Source organism: Alcaligenes sp. SMD-FA (assembly GCF_025960365.1).
Classification (GTDB): Bacteria; Pseudomonadota; Gammaproteobacteria; order Burkholderiales; family Burkholderiaceae_B; genus Alcaligenes; species Alcaligenes aquatilis.
In genome coordinates, this window is record NZ_CP110108.1 from 284729 (window position 1) to 304355 (window position 19627).

At 56.1% G+C, this 19627-nt stretch carries 17 protein-coding genes; 8 read left to right on the top strand and 9 right to left on the bottom strand.

Annotated features, from left to right (window positions below; all coding sequences use genetic code 11):
* Positions 1-208: 208 nt before the first annotated feature.
* The 6 genes from OKX01_RS01255 to OKX01_RS01280 all read right to left on the bottom strand — a co-directional run bounded on the left by OKX01_RS01255 (position 209) and on the right by OKX01_RS01280 (position 5517).
* Positions 209-667: an HIT family protein gene (locus OKX01_RS01255; RefSeq protein WP_108728296.1), complete on the bottom strand. Its 459-nt coding sequence runs from the start codon at positions 665-667 to the stop codon at positions 209-211.
* Positions 664-1464, bottom strand: a complete 801-nt coding sequence (gene trpC / locus OKX01_RS01260; protein WP_042488673.1) for an indole-3-glycerol phosphate synthase TrpC — start codon at positions 1462-1464, stop codon at positions 664-666. The genes OKX01_RS01255 and trpC overlap by 4 nt, the downstream gene beginning before the upstream one ends.
* Positions 1461-2495 carry an anthranilate phosphoribosyltransferase gene (gene trpD / locus OKX01_RS01265; protein WP_094195349.1) on the bottom strand — a complete coding sequence of 345 codons (1035 nt, stop codon included), beginning with the start codon at positions 2493-2495 and terminating at the stop codon, positions 1461-1463. Before trpD ends, trpC begins: the two co-directional genes overlap by 4 nt.
* A gap of 3 nt (positions 2496-2498) precedes the next feature.
* A complete protein-coding gene (locus OKX01_RS01270; protein ID WP_264672317.1) occupies positions 2499-3062 on the bottom strand; it encodes an anthranilate synthase component II in 564 nt (187 codons plus the stop codon).
* A gap of 37 nt (positions 3063-3099) precedes the next feature.
* Positions 3100-4620: an anthranilate synthase component I gene (gene trpE / locus OKX01_RS01275; protein ID WP_108728293.1), complete on the bottom strand. Its 1521-nt coding sequence runs from the start codon at positions 4618-4620 to the stop codon at positions 3100-3102.
* Positions 4621-4836: 216 nt separating this feature from the next.
* Positions 4837-5517, bottom strand: a complete 681-nt coding sequence (locus OKX01_RS01280) for a phosphoglycolate phosphatase (RefSeq protein ID WP_264672318.1) — start codon at positions 5515-5517, stop codon at positions 4837-4839.
* Positions 5518-5727: 210 nt separating this feature from the next.
* Between OKX01_RS01280 and OKX01_RS01285 the strand changes: the two genes are divergently transcribed.
* Positions 5728-7530: a GGDEF domain-containing protein gene (locus OKX01_RS01285; protein WP_264672319.1), complete on the top strand. Its 1803-nt coding sequence runs from the start codon at positions 5728-5730 to the stop codon at positions 7528-7530.
* Between the two features lie 55 nt (positions 7531-7585).
* Here the strand turns inward: OKX01_RS01285 and rpe are convergent, their stop codons facing one another.
* Positions 7586-8281, bottom strand: a complete 696-nt coding sequence (gene rpe / locus OKX01_RS01290; protein WP_094195354.1) for a ribulose-phosphate 3-epimerase — start codon at positions 8279-8281, stop codon at positions 7586-7588.
* 117 nt (positions 8282-8398) lie between these two features.
* On the opposite strand from rpe, the gene apaG reads away from it, so the two are divergent.
* The 7 genes from apaG to OKX01_RS01325 all read left to right on the top strand — a co-directional run bounded on the left by apaG (position 8399) and on the right by OKX01_RS01325 (position 17378).
* A complete protein-coding gene (apaG, locus tag OKX01_RS01295; RefSeq protein ID WP_094195355.1) occupies positions 8399-8773 on the top strand; it encodes a Co2+/Mg2+ efflux protein ApaG in 375 nt (124 codons plus the stop codon).
* A 15-nt stretch (positions 8774-8788) separates the two neighbouring features.
* The gene (locus OKX01_RS01300; RefSeq protein WP_264672320.1) at positions 8789-10084 is read left to right on the top strand and encodes a murein transglycosylase A; all 1296 of its coding nucleotides are present in this window, start codon (positions 8789-8791) and stop codon (positions 10082-10084) included.
* Positions 10081-11274, top strand: a complete 1194-nt coding sequence (locus tag OKX01_RS01305; RefSeq protein WP_264672321.1) for an FAD-dependent monooxygenase — start codon at positions 10081-10083, stop codon at positions 11272-11274. The genes OKX01_RS01300 and OKX01_RS01305 overlap by 4 nt, the downstream gene beginning before the upstream one ends.
* 39 nt (positions 11275-11313) lie before the next feature.
* The gene (locus tag OKX01_RS01310; RefSeq protein WP_264672322.1) at positions 11314-12051 is read left to right on the top strand and encodes a DsbC family protein; all 738 of its coding nucleotides are present in this window, start codon (positions 11314-11316) and stop codon (positions 12049-12051) included.
* A gap of 312 nt (positions 12052-12363) precedes the next feature.
* Entirely contained in the window at positions 12364-13980 is a 1617-nt protein-coding gene (locus OKX01_RS01315; RefSeq protein ID WP_264672323.1) for an EAL domain-containing protein, read from the top strand.
* 163 nt (positions 13981-14143) lie between these two features.
* Entirely contained in the window at positions 14144-15691 is a 1548-nt protein-coding gene (locus OKX01_RS01320; protein ID WP_264672324.1) for a methyl-accepting chemotaxis protein, read from the top strand.
* A 109-nt stretch (positions 15692-15800) separates the two neighbouring features.
* Positions 15801-17378, top strand: a complete 1578-nt coding sequence (locus OKX01_RS01325; protein ID WP_264672325.1) for an alpha/beta hydrolase — start codon at positions 15801-15803, stop codon at positions 17376-17378.
* Positions 17379-18184: 806 nt separating this feature from the next.
* Here OKX01_RS01325 and OKX01_RS01330 read toward each other — a convergent pair.
* Together OKX01_RS01330 and OKX01_RS01335 are read right to left on the bottom strand one after the other, a co-directional pair.
* Positions 18185-18967, bottom strand: a complete 783-nt coding sequence (locus tag OKX01_RS01330; protein WP_094195362.1) for a 2,3-dihydro-2,3-dihydroxybenzoate dehydrogenase — start codon at positions 18965-18967, stop codon at positions 18185-18187.
* 13 nt (positions 18968-18980) lie between these two features.
* On the bottom strand, positions 18981-19619 hold the full coding sequence (locus tag OKX01_RS01335; RefSeq protein ID WP_094195363.1) for an isochorismatase family protein: 639 nt from the start codon (positions 19617-19619) through the stop codon (positions 18981-18983).
* Positions 19620-19627 lie beyond the last annotated feature (8 nt).

The following is a 19627-nucleotide window of genomic DNA, read 5'->3' on the forward strand; positions in this document are numbered from 1 at the left end:
GACCATGCCAAGCAAGCAAGCAGTTTATGTGGTTTGCGAGTAAGTAGCGCAAGAGCAGGCTTGCTCTTGTCGGTGCAATAACGCGTCAGTGCGCCTTATGGATGGGCGGCGTGCTTGCCCGTTATTGTGCACTGTCTCTTTTTTTTGGGAGGTACAAAAATACCCGCTGCCTTTTCATAGGCCAGCGGGTACTTCTTGAATAGCGGGTTTAGTGCTTGAATCGTGCTTTTAGCGCAGTACACAGTGCCTGCTGATACTGGCTGACTTGCTCAAGCAGGCGTTCTTCGTGGGAAGCCCAGCCTTGTTTTTGTTCTTCTGTGCGTGCGGGGGCGGGCGACCAGGCCGAGTCCGGAAAGAAAGGGTCGTCCGTCCAGCGTGGGATGATGTGCCAGTGCAGATGCGGCACCTGATTCCCGAATTGGGCCAGATTGATCTTGGTGACTCCCAACTGCTCGCGTTGTGTCTGTTCAACTACATAGACCGCCGCCATAAGGTGCTGCCGCTGCGCGTCAGACAGATCTGTCATTTCAGCCACGTGGTCTTGCCAGATCACCCGTGTATAGCCGGGAAACGGGCTGTCTGAGACAGCCAGCACCTGCAGCCCTGCACCCGACCATAACAATTGATCGGGTTTCAAGGCGCACAGAGGGCAAGCGGTGGAGCTCATGCAGGTTGACCGAAGAACAGGTTTTGCAGGGCGACGCCCGGATCAGGTTCACGCATGAAAGCTTCGCCCACCAGGAAGGCTTGCACCTGGTTTTCACGCATCAGGGCCACATCTTCAATGGTATGGATACCGCTTTCGGTCACAACGCGTTTTTCGCTAGGAATGAAGGGCAGCAGGTCCAAGGTGTTCTGGGTGCTGGTTTCAAAGGTGCGCAGATTACGGTTATTGATACCCAGCAGGCTGGTCTTCATTTGCAAGGCAATATCCAGCTCGGCGCGGTCATGCACTTCAACCAGTACGTCCATGCCCAGTTCGTGGGCCATTTCTTCGTATTCCATCAGTTGATCCTGCTCCAGCGCGGCGACGATCAGCAAGATGCAGTCGGCACCCATGGCACGGGCATGGATGATCTGGTAGGGGTCAATAATGAAATCTTTGCGTAGTACGGGCAGCGCGCACACGGCACGGGCCTGACGCAGGTGGTCGTAAGAACCCTGGAAATATTGAATATCGGTCAGCACCGACAGGCAGGCCGCGCCGTGGGCGGCGTAGCTGGAAGCAATTTCCGTGGGGTTGAAGTCGGCACGGATCACACCCTTGGACGGGGAGGCTTTTTTGACTTCCGCAATAATGGCAGGCTTGCCTTGAGCAATTTTGTCTTCAATGGCGCTGGCAAAGCCGCGCAGGTCGTTCCGGTTCTTCGCTTCGCGCAGCAGATCGGACTCGCTACGCAGTTGGCGGGCGGTGACGACTTCAGCTCTTTTGGTGTCGAGGATCTTGGCCAGAATGTCGTTCATGGATGTAAATTCCTTGTATAGGCACGGAATTGTTCGAGTTTTTCGCGTGCGGCACCGTTGGCAATGGCCTCAAAAGCCATGCGCAGGCCTTGTTCAATGGAGTCAGCGTGGTTGGCGGCATAGATGGCCAAACCAGCGTTGAGGCCCACGATATCACGAGCTGTCCCCTCTTGGTTATTGAGGGCTTCCATAATCATGACGGCGGATTCCTCTTTGCTGGAGACGCGAATGCTGCGGTTGGAGGTCATCGCCATACCAAAGTCTTCGGGGTGAATTTCGTATTCACTCACCTGGCCGTCTTTCAGTTCGCCTACCAGGGTGGCCGCACCCAGAGAGGCTTCATCCATGCCGTCCTTGCCGTGTACGATCAATACGTGTTTGGCGCCCAGGCGTTGCATGACGCGGACCTGAATCCCCACCAGGTCGGGGTGAAAGACGCCCATCAGCTGGTTGGTTGCTCCGGCCGGGTTGGTCAGGGGGCCCAGAATATTGAAAATGGTGCGCACGCCCAGTTCTTTGCGCACGGCGGCCACGTTTTTCATGGCTCCGTGGTGAGCAGGGGCAAACATAAAGCCGATATTGGTGTCGGCAATACTTTGCGCCACTTGCTCGGGCGAGAAAGTCAGGTTCACCCCCAAGGCCTCCAGCACGTCAGCACTACCCGAGGAGGAGGACGCGCTGCGGTTGCCGTGTTTGGCCACTTTCACCCCGACGGAGGCGGCCACAAACATAGCGGCAGTGGAGATATTGAAGGTATTGGAGCCGTCGCCACCTGTCCCGCACATGTCCAGCAGTTCGTCTGGGTTCGGTGTAATGACGGGGGTGGCAAATTCGCGCATCACCTGGGCGGCGGCAGAAATCTCACCGACGCTTTCTTTTTTTACGCGCAGGCCCATCAGCAAGGCAGCCGAGATCTGGGGCGACATTTCGCCGCGCATCAGCATGCGCATCAAATGCAGCATTTCGTCGTGGAAGATTTCCCGGTGTTCGATACAGCGCACCAGTGCTTCGGTAGGAGTGATGGTGTTCATGATTTAAAGGTCCAGAAAGTTCTTCAGTAAGGCGTGGCCATGCTCGCTGAGCACCGATTCGGGGTGAAACTGCACGCCATAAATAGGCAATTCACGGTGACGTATGCCCATGATTTCGCCGTCTTCGGTTTGCGCGGTGACTTCCAGGCAATCGGGCAGGCTGTTGCGCTCGATGGCCAGGGAGTGGTAGCGGGTGACGTTAAAGGGCGAGGGCAAGTTGCCAAATACGTCCGTGCCCTGGTGGGTAATCGGGGAGACTTTCCCATGCATGATTTGCTGCGCACGAATAATGCGGGCACCAAAAGCATGTCCGATCGCTTGATGACCCAGGCAGACGCCCAGAATCGGTAGCTTGCCGGCAAAGTGCTGGATCAGTGCAACCGACAGGCCCGCATCCGCAGGGGATTTGGGGCCGGGCGAGACGCACAGATGGCTGGGATTCAGGGCTTCAATTTCTTCAAGAGTGACTTGGTCGTTGCGTCGTACCACTACCTCCTGACCCAGTTCTCCAAAATACTGGACCAGGTTGTAGGTAAACGAGTCATAGTTATCGAGCATGAACAGCATGGGAATACTCCGGCAAGAAAGGGGGGCAGTCAGGCGATTAAATAGGTTCGTCCAGACCGAATTGCACTTGTTCGGCCGCGCGGATAACCGCACGTGCCTTGGCCTCGGTCTCTTGCCATTCTTTTTCGGGATCGGAGTCGGCTACAACACCGGCAGCGGCTTGCACATAGAGCATGCCGTCCTTGATGACGCCGGTGCGGATCGCAATAGCCAGATCCATCTCGCCTGAGTAGCTCAAGTAGCCGGCCGCACCACCGTATACACCACGGCGTACGGGCTCCAGTTCATCAATCACTTCCATGGCACGCACCTTGGGGGCACCGGTCAGGGTGCCTGCGGGAAAGGAGGCACGCAGTACATCCATTTGGCTCATGCCGTCTTGCAGTTCGCCGCAGACGTTGGAGACCAAGTGCTGCACGTGCGAGTAACGTTCGATCGCCATGGTGTCCGTTACTTGAACCGTGCCGGTTTTGGCGATGCGGCCAATATCGTTACGGGCCAGATCGATCAGCATCAGGTGTTCAGCGCGCTCTTTGGGATCGGACTTGAGCTCGGCGGCCAGCGCGGCATCGGCTTCAGGTGTGGCTCCGCGCTTGCGGGTGCCGGCCAGAGGACGAATCGTGACGCGCTCATGGTTGCGACCATCCTGGCGGTGTTCTTCCTGACGCACCAGGATTTCTGGCGATGCACCCACAACCTGGAAGTCGTCGAAGTTCCAGAAGTACATGTAGGGCGATGGGTTCAGCGAACGCAGGGCGCGATACAGGGACAGGGGCGAGTCGCGGAAAGGCTTGGTGATGACCTGGCCGATCTGCACTTGCATCAGATCCCCTGCCGCAATGTAGTCCTTGGCGCGGGCGACAGCCTTCAGGTAATCCTCTTTGTTGAAGTCGCGCTCGCATTCGGTTTGCATGCTGGCGTAGGCGTAAGGGATCACCACGGGTGAGCGCAGCTTTTCACGCAGCTCTTTCAGACGGCGCTTGGCCAGTACGTAGGCTTCGGGCTGGGCCGGGTCCGCGTAGACCAGCAGGTAAGTGCGGCCAGCCAGATTATCCACAATCACCAGCTCGTCCACTTGCAGCAACATGATGTCCGGCACGCCTTCTTCCTGATCGGCAGGGAAGGGTTTATGGTTCGGGCCCAGAGACGGTTCGATGTGGCGCACGGTGTCGTAGCCGAAGTAACCGGCCAGGCCACCTGCAAAGCGGGGCAGGCCAGGGCGCAGGGCGACTTTGAAACGAGCCTGAAATTGCTCGATAAATTCCAGTGGATCGCCTTCGGCTGTTTCGACAACCTTGCCATCGTGCAGCACTTGGGTATGGCGGCCATAGCTGCGGATCACGGTACGGGCGGGCAAGCCAATAAAGGAATAGCGACCGAATTGCTCGCCGCCCACAACCGATTCCATCAGGCAACTGTAACGCCCCCCTTCAGGGCCGTTGTGCGCCAGTTTCAGATAAATCGACAGGGGCGTATCCAGGTCGGCGTAGGTTTCCGCAATCAGGGGAATGCGGTTAAAGCCTTCTGCTGCTAGGGCATTGAATTCTATTTCTGTCATTGGGATCTCGAGGGTCAGTGGGTACGACGAGCCGGACAGAAACAAAAAAAAGCCCGGTCGTTGTGATTACCGGGCTTATTTTCCTGGAGGCGGTCCGCTGTGTACTACTTTGCAGGGACGCCAGACTTCAAGGTTATATCTACCCGATACACGAACGCCACCAGCGCCAATAAGCGCCGTAGATTGTGGATGCGTGAGTGCGAGTAGACATGAATTTTATGACGTAAATATGGGGTTGCTTTTGTTGCGCAGCCAAATGGCGGCGTCGGCAATAGAGGCAACTATACCATCGGAATCCAGGCTTTGCACATTCTTGCCTTCGTTATAGCCGTAGGGCACCAACAGTACGGGGATATGCGCTGCGCGTGCTGCCTGGGCATCATTCATGGAGTCCCCAATGACCAAAGCTTGTTCAGCAGCGAGTTTCATTTGCTCGCAGGCGTATAGAAAAGGCATGGGATCGGGCTTTTTGCGCGGGCAGGTATCGCCGCCCACAATCAGCTCGAAATAGGGACTTAAGCCAGTTTGTTCCAGCAAGGGGCGCGCAAATTGTTCAGGCTTGTTGGTGACGACAGCCAGACGCAACCCCTGGCTTTTAAAGTCGTTCAATCCTTCTAGTACACCGGGATACAGGCGGCTGTGTTGGCCATTACACAATTGGTAATGGTAATAAAATGATTCCAATGCCTGGGTGTAGTGGGCGGGAGGATTTGGCAGGTCTGCCAAGGCGCGCCGGACCAGATTTTCCGAGCCTTTACCCACGAAAGTGGCGATACGCTCCTCTGGGAGCGCAGGCAAACCCAGGTCAATGCGCATGGCATTACATGCCGAGGCCAAATCAGGAATGGTGTCCAGAAGGGTGCCATCCAAATCAAACAGTACAGAGCAAATATTCATCTTTTTGTAGCGAGCTTGTGACAAAATATTGTCAAATTCCTGTTAAGGTCGAGCAGAAATAGTTTCCGGAAAATCGAGTTTTCATTTCGTTTGATTCATCATGTTAAAGCTCCTTACTGCGCGCGGGCTTATCAATTTAGTGAGCAAACCGTATTTTGGTACAAGATTGGCTTTCGATGGTCTGTTCAGAAAGGCCCTAGGAGCGGAAGAATGATGTTCGAGACATTTCATCAGATTCTCTTAGAAAAACAAGTTACGCCCGTGTTTCAGCCTATTGTAGATCTGCAGTCTGGCTTGATTCTGGGTTACGAGGGTTTGATTCGAGGTCCGAAGGACACCAGTTTTTATTCGCCCCTAGCCTTGTTTGACGCTGCTCGACAGTGCGGGCGCTTATGGGATCTGGAAGAGCTATGTTGCCATACTTTGGTCAATAGCTTTAACCAGCAGGGTTTGGCTGGCAAACTGTTTCTGAACTCCAGTCCGGATGTCGTGATGGGGCTGTTGCCCTCGGCCCGCATTGAACCGCGTACAGGCATGCCACAACTCGATGGTATTGATTGGAGCCGCGTGGTGGTCGAGCTGACCGAGTCCGAGCGCACCGACAGCTACGATTATTTGAATCAGGCAATTGAGCTATATCGAAAAGAAGGCCTGCAGTTTGCGATTGATGATCTGGGCGAAGGTTATGCCTCGCTGCGTTTGTGGTCCGAGTTGCGGCCCGAATACGTCAAAATCGACAAATATTTTGTGCGCGATATTGATACCGATGTGCTCAAGCAGCAGTTGGTGCGCTCCATTTGCGATATTGCCAATCACGCGCACTCTATTGTGATTGCCGAAGGAATTGAAACTGGGGCGGAATTGCGCACCTTGCGTTATTTGGGTGTGACCTGCGGCCAGGGTTATTTGCTGTGTCGGCCCCAACCCAACCCTCCCCCTCAATTGGAACCGGCCCAGGCTGCTTTGTTTGGCCCTTCCACCGTGCGGGCCCAGCGCCAAGTGCAGGGCCGGGATTCGATGAGTGTGCGGCGTTTGCTGCGTGCGGCGCCGGCTGTTCCGGACCACACTCCGACCAATCGCGTTTATGAACTCTTTCAAAGCCACCCTGATTTGAGTGCGGTGGCTTTGTTGCGGGGCGACAGGCCAACGGGGATTTTGCGTCGTAGTCAGCTTTACGACCAATTGGCACGTCCTTATCACCGCGAACTGTATGGTAATAAGCCATGCTCCTTGTTTATTGAAACGCCGCCATTGATTGTGGACTGCGATACCAGTCTGCTGGAGCTGGGCACTTTGATGACGCAGGGCGAGGGCGAGGCGCTCAGTGATGGGTTCATCATCACGGGTGCGGATGAGTACTTGGGCTTGGGCTCTAGTGTGGAGCTCATGCGTGAAATTACGCAGATTCAGATCATGACGGCCCGCTATGCCAATCCACTGACGCAATTGCCGGGCAATGTGCCCATTGATGAGCATATAGAGGGTTTGTTGCGTAATCGACAGAGCTTTGCCGTATGTTATGCGGACCTGGATCATTTCAAACCCTATAACGACTTATACGGCTATCGCAAAGGAGATGAGTTACTGCGTTCCATGGCAGAGCTCTTTACTCGATATGCCGTTGCGCGCATGGACTTTGTGGGTCATGTGGGGGGAGATGATTTTATTTTGGTGTTTACCAGCCCGGATTGGGCTGAGCGCTGCCAAGGTATTTTGGACGAACTGGAAAAAGAGCTGGAGTCCTTGTATCGAATGGAGCACCGGCAAGCAGGCGGTTATTTGGCTGAGAACCGCCAGGGTGTGCTGGTGTTTCACCCGCTTGTGAGCCTGTCTTTAGGTGTCGTTACTGTTGATGAGCCCGAATTGTATTCGGGCTCTTTAATTGCGGAGCTGGCCAGTTCAGCCAAGGCGCAGGCCAAACGGGTGCAGGGTAATGCCTTGTTTGTGGAGCGCCGTCGGCCAGACAATACGATGCAGCAGGGCTGCTACAACCGCAGTACGATGCTGCAGTAGATAAGGTGGCTGGTATTTGCCGCGGCCCAGCCTGTTGGCGGGCCGGGCATAGTGCTTAAGCTTGCTCTGCCAAAGCGATTTGAGCACGCATGTCGCGGATGACCTGAGCGTAGTCGGGCTGGCCAAAAATAGCGGAACCGGCCACAAAGGTGTCAGCACCGGCAGCACGAATGGCCCCGATATTGTCCACTTTCACACCGCCGTCGATTTGCAGCAGGATGGGCTGGCCACCTTCTGCCGTCCAGGCATCAATGCGGGCGCGGGCCTGACGCAGCTTGTCCATGGCGCTGGGGATGAAAGCCTGGCCACCAAAGCCAGGGTTAACGGACATCAGCAAGACCAGATCCAACTTGTCCATCAAATGATCCATCCAGTTCAGCGGGGTGGCCGGGTTGAACACCAGGCCGGCCTTACAGCCGTGGTCACGGATCAGCGATAACGTGCGATCCACGTGGCGCGAGGCTTCGGGGTGAAAACTGATGTAGTCGGCACCCGCCTTGGCAAATTCAGGGATAAGTGCGTCTACGGGTTCTACCATCAGGTGTACGTCGATGGGAGCGGTGGTGTGGGGGCGCAGCGCAGCACAGACCATGGGACCGAAAGTCAGGTTGGGTACAAAGTGGTTGTCCATGATGTCGCAATGAACCCAGTCGGCTCCGGCGGCAATGACATTGCGGACTTCTTCTCCCAGACGGGCGAAGTCAGCCGATAAAATACTGGGAGCGATACGTGTGGTGCTGGCTTGGGACATAATAGGTGCCGTAAAGATTAGACATCACGAAAATCGTGGCCATATGTCATTATTATAGTTTCAAGCGGGGGGCTGTGCAGCGCCCCGTATTTGTACAGCCGTAACCTGGAATCCATCATGAAGCCTGACGATATTGAGGTGCAAATCACGCCCCAGTACCTGCCTGAGCAATCCGAGCCCGAGAGCAATCAATACGTGTTTGCCTATACCGTACGGATTACCAACAATGGACAGCAGACGGCCCAGATTATCAGTCGTCACTGGATCATTACGGACGACAATCAGCAGGTTCAGGAAGTGCGTGGCCTGGGTGTTGTGGGACAACAGCCGGTGCTCGCTCCCGGCGAGACCTTCGAGTACACCAGTGGCTGTCCCTTAAATACACCGTTTGGCACCATGCGTGGCAGCTATCAATGTGTAGGTGAAAATGGTGTGCCCTTTGAGGTCCTCATCCAGGAGTTCATCCTTTCCTCCCCCCGTACCTTGCACTAAGGGCCAAATCCAGCCATGAAGTTAATTTATTGCGTGCCAGCCGTACTGTTGGCATTAAGCGCCTGTTCAACCACGCCTGTGGATCAGGGCTCTTCGTCAACGGCTCCGGGCACCGCAGACAGTGGTCCTGATATCGCCTTGCAGCCTTTGCAGGTGCCGTCCGTGTCGGCTCTGCCGGAAACCCCGGCGCGGGCGCTGGCGGGGCGCTATCAGGCCGTGAGCTGGTCAACCTTGCCAGGCTGGCAGGCCGATTCGCTGGATCATGTCTGGAAAGGCTTTATCAATAACTGCAAGGGTTTGATGCGTCCGGTCAGTGGATCATTGGCTATGCCTGCTCGTGCCAACCCTCGTGCCTGGCAGCCTGTCTGCCAAGCTGCGGCGGCTGCGGGCCTGAACGCTGACACCAAAGATACGGCGGCTGTACGCAATTTTCTACAGCAACAGTTGCAGCCCTGGCGCTTGTTGACCGGCGATGGCAAGGTGGCTCAAAACACTGTCACGGGCTATTACGAGCCTTTGCTCCAGGCTTCCCGTACTCGCAGCGCTGGCTATCAGTGGCCGCTGTTCGCTGCGCCGGATGATTTGCTGACGATTGATCTGGGCAGCTTATATCCCGAGCTGGCTGGCAAGCGTATTCGTGGCAAGCAAGTGGGCAAACGCATTGTGCCGTACGATACGCGCGAACAGATCATGGCCCAGTCGGAGCGCCAGCCGCCCGTGATTGTGTACGCGAAAGACCCGGTAGAAGGTTTTTTCTTGCAGATTCAAGGTTCGGGCCGTGCCGTACTGCCCGATGGCAGTGCCGTACGCCTGGCCTATGCCGATCATAACGGACGTCCTTACGCTTCCGTAGGTCAATGGCTGGCCAAGCAGGGCGAGATGCCTTTGGCCCAGACCTCCATGCAAAACATCAAAGCCTGGGCCAAGCGCAATCCGCACCGTGTTCAGGAAATGATGAATGTAAATACGGCCATGGTTTTCTTTCGTGAAGAGACCATTGTGGACCCGGAACTGGGGCCTAAAGGCGCTTATGGCATTCCTTTGATTGGCCTGCGCTCCGTTGCTATTGACCCCACTTATGTACCCTTGGGTACGCCGGTGTATCTGGCCACTTCGCAACCTGCAACTAAGCAGCCTTTGCAGCGGCTGGTCTTTGCCCAGGACACGGGTGCGGCCATCAAGGGGCCTGCACGTACCGACTTGTACTGGGGTACGGGCGATCAGGCGGGTGCACAGGCCGGACGCATGAAGCAGCAGGGGCAAATGTGGCTGCTGTGGCCACGTCAGGCAGGAGAACCGAGCGCGCGATGAATAAAGAACGGATTGTGGTGTGTGGTGGGGCCTTGGCCGGTATGGCCAGCGCCCTGGGTTTATGCAAGGCTGGGTTTGATGTCAGCATCTTGTCCCCCGCCTACAAGCCTATGGAGCTGGCGGGCGGGCAGTATCACCCCCGTGTCTATGCTGTCTCGGTGGCCAGTCAGCGTTTTTTGGCGCAACTGGGTGTCTGGAACTTGATGTCAGCCCAGCGCATTTCGCCGGTGCAGGCCATGGAAGTGCATGGTGATGGCGGTGCTTGTCTGAATTTGCATGCCTGGCAGGATGCGCAGGACTATTTGGCCTGGATTGTTGAGTCCGGTCAGATGGAGCAGGCGCTGTATCAGGCATTGCAAGTATTTGGAGTGCCCTGGATTGAAGACCGCTTCGAGCATCTGGAAGGCAATACCATTTTGACCGCCGGGCAAAAACGCATCACTGCGGACTTGTTTGTAGGTGCGGATGGGGCTCGATCGGGACTGCGTACTGCAGCCGGAATTGAGCACCACGGACGTGAATATGGCGATGCCGGTTTGGTGGCCCACTTCAATGTAGAGCGGCCACATCAGCAAGTTGCCTTGCAGTGGTTTACCGGCGATTCGATTCTGGCCCTGTTGCCTATGCCGGATGTGGATGGCAAGCCGCAAGTCTCCATGGTCTGGTCCGTGCCGCAAGCGCAGGCCGACAAAGTGTTGGCCATGCCCTCAGAGGAGCAGGCGCAATATCTGCAAAACAGCTTGTTCTCCTTATCGAATGGCCGTTTGGGGCAGTTAAGCTTGCGTAGCCCGGTACACGGTTTCCCTTTGACCTTTGAGCGTAGTGGCCTGGTGTCGCCCGGCGTGGCCTTGGTCGGTGATGCGGCGCATCGCGTGCATCCTTTGGCCGGTCAGGGATTGAATCTGGGTCTGGGCGATATCGAAGCTCTGATCAAGGTGTTGTCCGAGCGCGGCCCGCATTATTCGGTGGGTGATATGCGTGTGCTTAATCGCTACAAACGCGCACGCGCCGAACCTATCGCAGCCATGCGCGCTGCCACCGATGGTCTGTACCGTCTGTTTGCGGCACCGGGGGCTCCGATCTCCATGTTGCGTAATGCCGGTATGCAAGTGGTGGACCGCCTGCCTTGGGTCAAACGCCGCCTGATTGCTCATGCGGCTGGAATCAAACCAGGCGCTCTCCTGTTCTAAGGCCGCTAGAGCCTTGTTGATTAGCAAAGGAAGTACGTCATGATGTTGCACCTTCGTTCTGTCTTGGCCCTGGCCCTGGCCCTGTTGTCGCTGTGTGGCCTGGCTCAGGCAGCCGGCCCTGCCAAAATAGACACGCGTTTCGAGGCTACTCGCCAAGCGTTTGAGGCGGTTTTTCCGGGCGTGACGGTGGATGGTATTCGTGCCACACCGTTTCCCAATCTGCTGGAAGTGGAGGTAGGCGGAACCTTGCTTTATACCGATCCGCAGGCCAATTTTGTGATGCAGGGTTCTTTGCTGGATAGTAAAAATCGAATTGACTTGACCGAGCGACGCATGCAGGAGCTCAGCCGTGTTTCACTGAATGACTTACCGCTGGATAAAGCCATTAAGCTGGTGAAAGGCGATGGGAGTCGCCAAATGGTGGTTTTTGAAGATCCCAATTGCGGTTATTGCAAACGTCTGCATACCACTTTGCAGGAGATCGACAATATTACGGTTTATAGTCTGATGTTCCCCATTCTGGGCCCCGATAGCCGCCGTAAAGCCGAGGATATCTGGTGTGCACAGAACCCGGCTAAAACTCTGAGCGACTGGATGGGGGGTGGAGCCCGGCCTGAGAAAGCCTCGTGTGAACATCCCCTGGATCAAATACTGGCCGCTGGGCAGAAACTGCGCATCCAAGGTACACCGGCTATTTATTTTGCTGATGGCAGTCGTGTGGATGGCTGGTTGCCTGTTGACCAGTTGCAGTCCCGTCTGCAGGCCGCTGCCCAATAACTATTCCAGCCAGTCTTGAGCTAGAGCAACCCGCTTTCGAGCGGGTTTTTTATACCCTTGTGTTATGAAAACTATAATTATTTGTGAGATGGGTATTTTAAGAAATCAGTGTTGGAAAATAATCCCGCTCTGGTTCAGAGGGTAAGGCAGGCGTTATTTTGAAGACAAAAAATTTCAAACGCCACATTTGACCATTCTTTACTTTGTGCTCTGTATTCTAGAAGTGATAATTCCAACTATTGATAAAAAATAGTATTGTCGGCCTGCACTTGGATCATCGCAGCGCTGGCAATAATTAAATAGTAGGCGCTTATGGAACATGCACGCTGCGTGTTGATTGTTTTGGAAGAAGGCGAGGGCTTGCACTACTGGCTGGAGCAACTGCGGGTTTTCGGTACCAAAACAAGCGTTGTCAGCTCCTTGGAGCAGGTCGCCGAGGCACGCCTGAGCCAGGCTGATCTGCTGCTGTTCCCCGTTGAGGCGGGCTACGTACCGTTGATGGTGGCCAAATTGCGCAATGACTTTGGCTCTTTGGGTATTGTGGCCGTTCAGTCCGGCCTGTCTGCCAGTGCGCGAGTACAGTTGTTGCTGACGGGGGCGGATGCTTGTCTGGCACTGGATGTGCAAGTTCCCGAGTTGATGGCCTGGTGCCATGCCGTGCGCCGCCGTAATGTTTATGCTGCCGTGAGTGCCTCCCAGGCGATGCAAGAGGTTCAGGAACATAGCGGGCAGCAGGAGTGGATCCTGCGTGACAAGGGCTGGACCCTGGTAGCTCCTAATGGTGTGGGCCTGGAGCTGACGCATAGCGAACGTCAATTAATGGATGCATTCATACGGCATGCGGATGCCCGTTTCAGCCGTGAAGACCTGATGCGTGACAAGGGTCTGGCGGCTAGCGACAGCCGTGCCGTGGATTCTTTGATCAGCCGTTTGCGCCGCAAGGCCAGTCAGGCGGGCGTGGCTTTGCCGATCAAGTCGGTGCATGGTTGGGGTTATACCTTTACGGGTAAATTAATCGCCCAGCAAGAGCTGCAAGACACCGAGATTATGGAGTTTTACACTCCGCGCATCGAGCAGGAAGCGTCCCAGCCTACGCCGCTGGAATTGCTGCACGCGTTGGAAACGTTAGATGTGCTCGATCCCCAGGCTAGCGAAGCACTGTCTTTTTCTTATCAGTTGCGTGTGGCCACGAGTACTGGCCAGTACAGTGGCGTGGATGCCCAGGTGTTCTGGACAGCGCCCACCGGCTTGCGCCTGTCCTCGGATCTGGTGCTGCGTCATATGCCGGACTCGATTCACCGCCAGGCCTTGTGTGAGTGGATGCTGCGCACCTTGATGGCCGATGTGCGTCGCTGGTGGCAAGACTATTCGCTGCGCGCCAGCCATATTGGCCTGAAACTGCCTATCGATATGGTGCTTCCTATCTATAAGCGCATGCCGGCTATGTTGCGTCAGTTTGAGTTGCAGCCTTGCTGCGTGGAGCTGGATTTGTTCAGCGACCAGGAACTGGAAGAAACGCCGGAACTGATGCAGGCCTTGCAGTTCCTGAAAGAGCAGGACATTCAGGTCTGGCTGACCAGCACTGACATTGAAAACCACAAGCTTAGCCGCTTGCGGGGCTGGCCGATTAGTGGCGTCAAGCTGGAAGCCGAGGTCATTCAGCGCGCCTGCCGTGAGCCCACCTTCAAGGCTTTGCTGGAAACCGGGTGCCATTTGCTGAGCGAACAGGGTTTTGAACTGGTTATTAAAGGCGTCGATAACCTGGAGCAGCGTGATCTGGCGCTGAGTCTGGAATTGGGCCATTACCAGGGCCGTCTGACCTCGGAGTTAATGTCTGAAGACGGTTTCTTGCTGACGTTAGCCAGCAGTGAGCCCTCTTTTGGCCAAGGTCATGACGCTTCCCGGCGTGTAAGCGGAAGTGTTTCATAAGCCGCCTTAGTATCAATTATCTCTATATGTAACTTTGATTAAGTATTTTAAGCCCGAGGCCGTTACCCAGCTTGTTCGATGGGGCCTCCTGGCAGGCCGACCGTTTTGACACGGTCGGTTTTTGCATACCTGGGACCTGTCTTTTCAGTGCTGCTCGGGGAATATGATGCGTTTGGGTTTGAAACAGAAATTGTGGTTGCCATTGATCTTGTGTTTGATGGCGTTGGCGGCGGTTTTTACGTTTGTGAACTACCAGCTCTATCAGGCACAGATGCAAGAGCGAAAAAGCAGTTTGCAGCACATCGTCAATATTGCAGTGAGCATTACGCAGGACTACCAGCAATTGGTCAGCAAAGGCGTCCTCAGCAAGGAAGAGGCGCAAAAACAGGCGCTGCAACGCATTGCCAGTATCCGCTTTGGACAGGAAGGTTATGTGTCGGTTTTATCGACTGACGTCGTGTCCATCATGAACCCCACGCGACCAGATCTTGATGGCCAGGACGTCAGTGCCGTGGTCGATAGCAATGGGGTACATCCCTTTGCCGAGATGAGCCGTATTGCCAGCAATGGCGGTGAAGGGTTTCTGGAATATCACTGGCCCAAACTCACTGACAAGAGCAATGCGCCCAAACTGGCCTATGGCAAAGGGGTGGCCCAGTGGGACTGGGTGCTGACCTCGGGCGTGTATATCGATAACATCAAGGACAGTTTTCTAAGCCGCCTGCTCAGCTCCTCGGTGGTGTTTTTGTTGATTATTGTGCTGGTGTCGGCAGTGACGGTGTTTCTGGCGCGCCAGATTTTGGCCGAGCTGGGTGCCGAACCCACCGTTTTACATGGCGCTGCCCAAGCAATTGCCGATGGTGATTTGCGGGTTGCCCACTCCCTGCGTTCGATTCCGGACAATAGCGTGATGGCGTCCATCGAGCAGATGCGTTTGAAGCTAAATGACGTCATGCGCACCTTGCAGCACAGCAGCGGAGTGATTGCGGACGATACCTCGCAACTGTCCGCTGGCAATCTGGAGCTGTCCAGCCGCACCACTCAGCAGGCGGCGGCCTTGCAGGAAACGGCATCGGCCATGGAAGAGATGACCGGCACAGTGCGTATGAGCGAAGAGAACGCCATGCGTGCCGAGGAAGTCTCCAGCCAGGTGCAGAAAACCGCTCAGCATGGTGGTCAGATGGTCAGCGAGCTGGTGGACCGCATGGATGCGATTCGTGACTCCAGCGGCAAGGTGGCAGATATTACGACTGTGATCAACTCGATTGCTTTCCAGACCAATATTCTGGCGTTGAATGCGGCTGTGGAAGCGGCACGGGCCGGTGAGCAAGGTCGAGGCTTTGCGGTGGTGGCCGGTGAGGTGCGTGCCTTGGCGCAGCGTACCACGGCCTCTGCCCAGGAGATTGCTCAATTGGTGGAAGCATCCTCCGACAGTACTCGGGAAGGGGCCAGATTGATGGGGCAGGTGGGTGAGGTGATCGATGAGATGGTCACGGGCAGTTCGCAAGTGATGACGATTGTGCATGAGATTGCCGCTTCTACCCGCGAGCAAACGATTGGTATCGAGCAGATTAACGTGGCTGTGGGGCAGCTGGATTCGGCTACTCAACAAAACGCGGAGATGGTGAACCAGGTGGCACACACCTCCAGCGAATTGCAGGACCAGGTGCAAGAGCTGGATCGTTTGATTCAGGCTTTCCGCCTGGAGTGATCAATGGCGCCATCTCGCGTCAGCCAAGGGGTGCGCTGATTATTTTTGATCGTATACTGCTTCTTGGTACTGGGATTGTCCTGCGGCAAACCGGCGTTTAGGAGGATGTATGTTGCGCGCACCTGTTGTTGCTGTATTGATGGTGGGAATGCTCGGGTCGGCTTGGGCGGCTACGCTGCCCTCGGCTCAGGGTGAGGTTCAGCCGCACGAACATCATGAACGCATATTGAGCTTGCAGCACAATGATCTGGTGCAAGGCAGTTGGCAGCACAGTGGTGATGTGATGCTGGAGCTGTTCGGCCCGGATGGCAAGGCGATTCGTCATTGGGCGGATGCCCCGGAGCGAGGTGGTTCTTTTGGTTTTATTGCCAGCACGGCGGGCGAGTATCGTTTGCGTGTGCTGGGGCAGGGCGAGTACCAGTGGCAGGTGGCATCCGTCACGGCGCCTCAAGCTCCCGTTCAGGCCGAGCCTTTGCAAGGTGATGTGATCCGTCAGTGGAGCATGCGTTTGCGGGCGGGTGAGTCGTCTCGCGGTTTCTGGGACTATGTGCAGCGTGTCGGCTCGCCTTTGGTGGAACGCTACAGCAATACGCATGATCGCGTCACGTTTGTCTGGCGCGGGGCCCAAAACGAGGTTCGTCTGCATGGTGGCCCCTTCTCTTATAGCGATCGCATGCATCGTTTGGGCCAGTCCGATATCTGGTACATCACCTACGATTTGCCGCGTGATGCCCGCTTTGCCTATCGCATGGCACCGGATGTGCCTTATGTAGGCCAGAATCTGGCGCGTGAAGTGTTGCGTGCAGCCTTGCAGCGGGATCCTCACAATTTCAGGGTATTGCCGGAGAACAGCAAGGATCTGTTCGATGGCGATTCGGTCTTGCGTTTGACGCAGGCACCGGCCCAGGTGGTGAATCTGGAGCCGCAGCAGTTGGGGCAGGGGCAATGGCGTACGGAACGCTTGCCCAGTGAGGCTCTGGGTGTGGAGCGGCAGGTGCAGATTTATCAGCCTGCTGGTACTCGGGCTCAGGAAATTGATCACACCTTGATTTTGTTTGATGGCCGTGACTATCGGGATTTGGCGCGCGCGCCTGCCATGCTGGATTCCTTGATTGCGCAGGGGCGTGTGGCGCCGATGTGGTTGGTCCTGGTGGATAATCCAGGCATGGCGGAGCGTGCACGCGAGTTGCCGCCGAATGAGGCTTATATTCAGTTTCTGGAAAAGGAGCTGATGCCTTGGTTGAGTGCTCAGGGTGTGCAATCGACAGCAGATAAGACGGCGATTGGTGGTTCCAGTTATGGTGGTTTGGCTGCCATGCATGCGGCCTGGCGATTGCCGCAGTTGTTTGGCAATGTTTTGAGCATGTCAGGCTCGTTCTGGTGGGCTCCCGCCGGTCAGGCGCGCGGGCAGTGGCTGACGCGGCAGATGGCGGACTCGCCTGCTGTGCCAGTGAAGATTTACATGAGTGCTGGGGTATTTGAGTCCTCTGGCTCCAGCCGGGATGTCAGCCTGGTGCAGGCTAATCGTCATTTGGATGATGTGCTGCGGGCGCAAGGGTATGACGTGCGTTACGTGGAAAGTGCGACGGCACATGATTTTGTGGCTTGGCGGGATGCGTTGGCGTTGGGGCTGGAGCATTTGTTTGGGATTGAGCAGGGTGAGGTTCCGGCTGAGGAGAAGAAGTAGCTGCATCTGGACTTAAGCTGTGAGGGACGGGCTACATACAGACAGGCTCAGGAGAGTGGACCGGGGGCTGTTCGGGTCGGGGCAGGCTCCGGCGGGGCTCTTGAGTGGGCCTGCTTTCAATTTTTGATGGGGGACTCGTTGGGGGCGCTGGAGTTGCTCGATCTAGTGCAGAAGATTTGACTGGGCTAGGGGATGATGCCGTAGGGTGTTGTCGGCAATGTGGGCTAATCTGATGCTGACCTGACCTGACCTGACCTGACCTGACCTGACCTGACCTGACCTGACCTGATTTGATCTGACTGAGTCTGGCTCCACTTGGCCACACTCCTCGTAATTCGGTTTGCTGGTGTTTTTCCTTGGCTTGGCATGCTGTGATCCGTTCTTATCGGCGTGATCACTCGTATGGATGTGGGCATGCTGTTATCTGGAGTTTTTCGTTTGGTGATTTAAAAGCCAGACGAGTCATCACGTTGGTGACTTCGGATTCAGTGTCTCAATTCATGCTTTTTTGACAGGGAAAAAGTGTCAATGTCGCTCAGGACGGGTCAGTCCTGCAAGCCGTGTTGACGGCACTATACTAAAACGGTTGAGTGACCTTGAGTACCAAGCGTTGATGAGCCTGCTTGTAGGTCAACTTGCTCGACCCCCCGCAATTTAAAAGCCAAGCTGTAATCACCTTGGCTGTGTCGAATGCCTTGTCTCCATTGACTCTCCTTCGATAAGGAGAAAAAGTGTCAACTTAATTCAGGACGGGTCAAGGGTAATAAAAAAGGGCGGAGAATCCGCCCTTTTTTGCGTCTGGCTGTTTAGCCTTGGTCCAGTGTGGCACCGCCGTCCACGCGCAAGTCAGACAGGGTGATGTGGCTGGCGCGGTCCGAGAGCAGGAACAGCACGGCTTCAGCAATTTCTTCGGGGGTGGCAATTTTCTGCAGGGGGATGCCCAGACGGTAGTTCTCGCCGGAGCCTGCGATAACCGTTTCGCGCGAGCTACCTTGCGCCCACATGGCTTGTTGCATGGGGGTGTCGGTGGAGCCGGGGGAGATGATGTTCACCCGGATACCGTGTGGGGCCAGTTCCAGCCCCAGGCAGCGGCTCAGTTGGGTGACGGCAGCTTTGGAGGCGGCGTAGGCGCCCATGGCGATGCGGGGAGTGGCGGCGGAGTTAGAGCTGACGTTGACGATGGCGCCTTGTTTGCGCTCTATCATGCCTTTGGCCACGTTGCGACAGACGTTAAAGACGCCGGTGGTGTTGATGGCGAAAGTGCGGTCCCATTGCTCGTTACTCAGTTCGGTGATGCGGCCCATTTGCAGGACGCCCGCGACACAGGCCAGGCGCTGGATGGGGCCCAGTTTTTCCTGGCCTTGGGCCAGCGCTGCATCAACGGCATCGGCCTGGCTGATGTCGACCAGGTGGCAGGAAACCCGATCACTGTATTCGGATTGGCTCAGTTGGGTCAGGCCTTCTACATCCAGGTCCAGGGCGATGATGCTGGCGCCTCGCTCCAGCAGCAGTTTGGTCACAGAGGCGCCGATGCCACGGGCCGCGCCCGTGACGGCAACGCATTCACCTGCAAATTCTTGTGTGCTCATGTGTACTCCCTGTTTAGCGTTGCAGGCTGTCCTGGATTTCGGCGCAGGTCAGGCTGACGCCGCAGCGTTGCGAGACGTGACGGATGGCCATGTGGTGTTCTTGCAGCGAGAAGTCGGCAACGCCGTCAATGGCCAGGAAGGGCTGCACGTCTTGCATGAAGGCTTCCAGAGCGGTGGTCATGCAGCCGATGTGGGCGTAGACGCCGGTGATGATCAGTTGGTCGCGGCCCAGGTGACGCAGTTGCTCGCGCAGGTCGGAGCGCTGAAAGGCGCTGTAGCGCCATTTGGTCAGCATGATGTCCTGTTCGGCCGGTGCCAGCTCGGGCACGACGGCTTGTTGAGTGTGAAATTCGGTGGCGGTCAGGCCAGGGCCCCAGAAATCGTTGAGCAGGGCACGGTCTTTCTCGGGCTGCTCGGTAGGCTGGGCGGTGTAGAACACGGGAATGCCCAGCGAGTGGCAGACCTCGCGCAGGGCCGCGATGCGTTCGATCAACATGGGGATCGGAGCCTGGCTCATATCGTATTTCTGCAGAAAGTAGGTCTGCATATCGTGAATGAGCAGGGCGGCACGATTGGCCTGAGGCCGCCAATTGACGCGGTTGGCTACGGGGGTTTGAGGCAGCTCGTAGCTGGGCAAGGCGTGAATGGTCATGAACCGTG

Excerpts from the sequence above, each read along its gene's own strand:
- OKX01_RS01330 (WP_094195362.1), bottom strand. The coding sequence starts at position 18,967 with ATGAGCACACAAGAATTTGCAGGTGAATGCGTTGCCGTCACGGGCGCG.
- OKX01_RS01305 (WP_264672321.1), top strand. The coding sequence starts at position 10,081 with ATGAATAAAGAACGGATTGTGGTGTGTGGTGGGGCCTTGGCCGGTATG.
- OKX01_RS01335 (WP_094195363.1), bottom strand. The coding sequence starts at position 19,619 with ATGACCATTCACGCCTTGCCCAGCTACGAGCTGCCTCAAACCCCCGTA.
- OKX01_RS01315 (WP_264672323.1), top strand. The coding sequence starts at position 12,364 with ATGGAACATGCACGCTGCGTGTTGATTGTTTTGGAAGAAGGCGAGGGC.
- trpE (WP_108728293.1), bottom strand. The coding sequence starts at position 4,620 with ATGACAGAAATAGAATTCAATGCCCTAGCAGCAGAAGGCTTTAACCGC.
- apaG (WP_094195355.1), top strand. The coding sequence starts at position 8,399 with ATGAAGCCTGACGATATTGAGGTGCAAATCACGCCCCAGTACCTGCCT.
- trpD (WP_094195349.1), bottom strand. The coding sequence starts at position 2,495 with ATGAACACCATCACTCCTACCGAAGCACTGGTGCGCTGTATCGAACAC.
- OKX01_RS01255 (WP_108728296.1), bottom strand. The coding sequence starts at position 667 with ATGAGCTCCACCGCTTGCCCTCTGTGCGCCTTGAAACCCGATCAATTG.
- OKX01_RS01310 (WP_264672322.1), top strand. The coding sequence starts at position 11,314 with ATGATGTTGCACCTTCGTTCTGTCTTGGCCCTGGCCCTGGCCCTGTTG.
- rpe (WP_094195354.1), bottom strand. The coding sequence starts at position 8,281 with ATGTCCCAAGCCAGCACCACACGTATCGCTCCCAGTATTTTATCGGCT.
- OKX01_RS01270 (WP_264672317.1), bottom strand. The coding sequence starts at position 3,062 with ATGCTGTTCATGCTCGATAACTATGACTCGTTTACCTACAACCTGGTC.
- trpC (WP_042488673.1), bottom strand. The coding sequence starts at position 1,464 with ATGAACGACATTCTGGCCAAGATCCTCGACACCAAAAGAGCTGAAGTC.
- OKX01_RS01280 (WP_264672318.1), bottom strand. The coding sequence starts at position 5,517 with ATGAATATTTGCTCTGTACTGTTTGATTTGGATGGCACCCTTCTGGAC.
- OKX01_RS01285 (WP_264672319.1), top strand. The coding sequence starts at position 5,728 with ATGATGTTCGAGACATTTCATCAGATTCTCTTAGAAAAACAAGTTACG.
- OKX01_RS01320 (WP_264672324.1), top strand. The coding sequence starts at position 14,144 with ATGATGCGTTTGGGTTTGAAACAGAAATTGTGGTTGCCATTGATCTTG.
- OKX01_RS01325 (WP_264672325.1), top strand. The coding sequence starts at position 15,801 with ATGTTGCGCGCACCTGTTGTTGCTGTATTGATGGTGGGAATGCTCGGG.
- OKX01_RS01300 (WP_264672320.1), top strand. The coding sequence starts at position 8,789 with ATGAAGTTAATTTATTGCGTGCCAGCCGTACTGTTGGCATTAAGCGCC.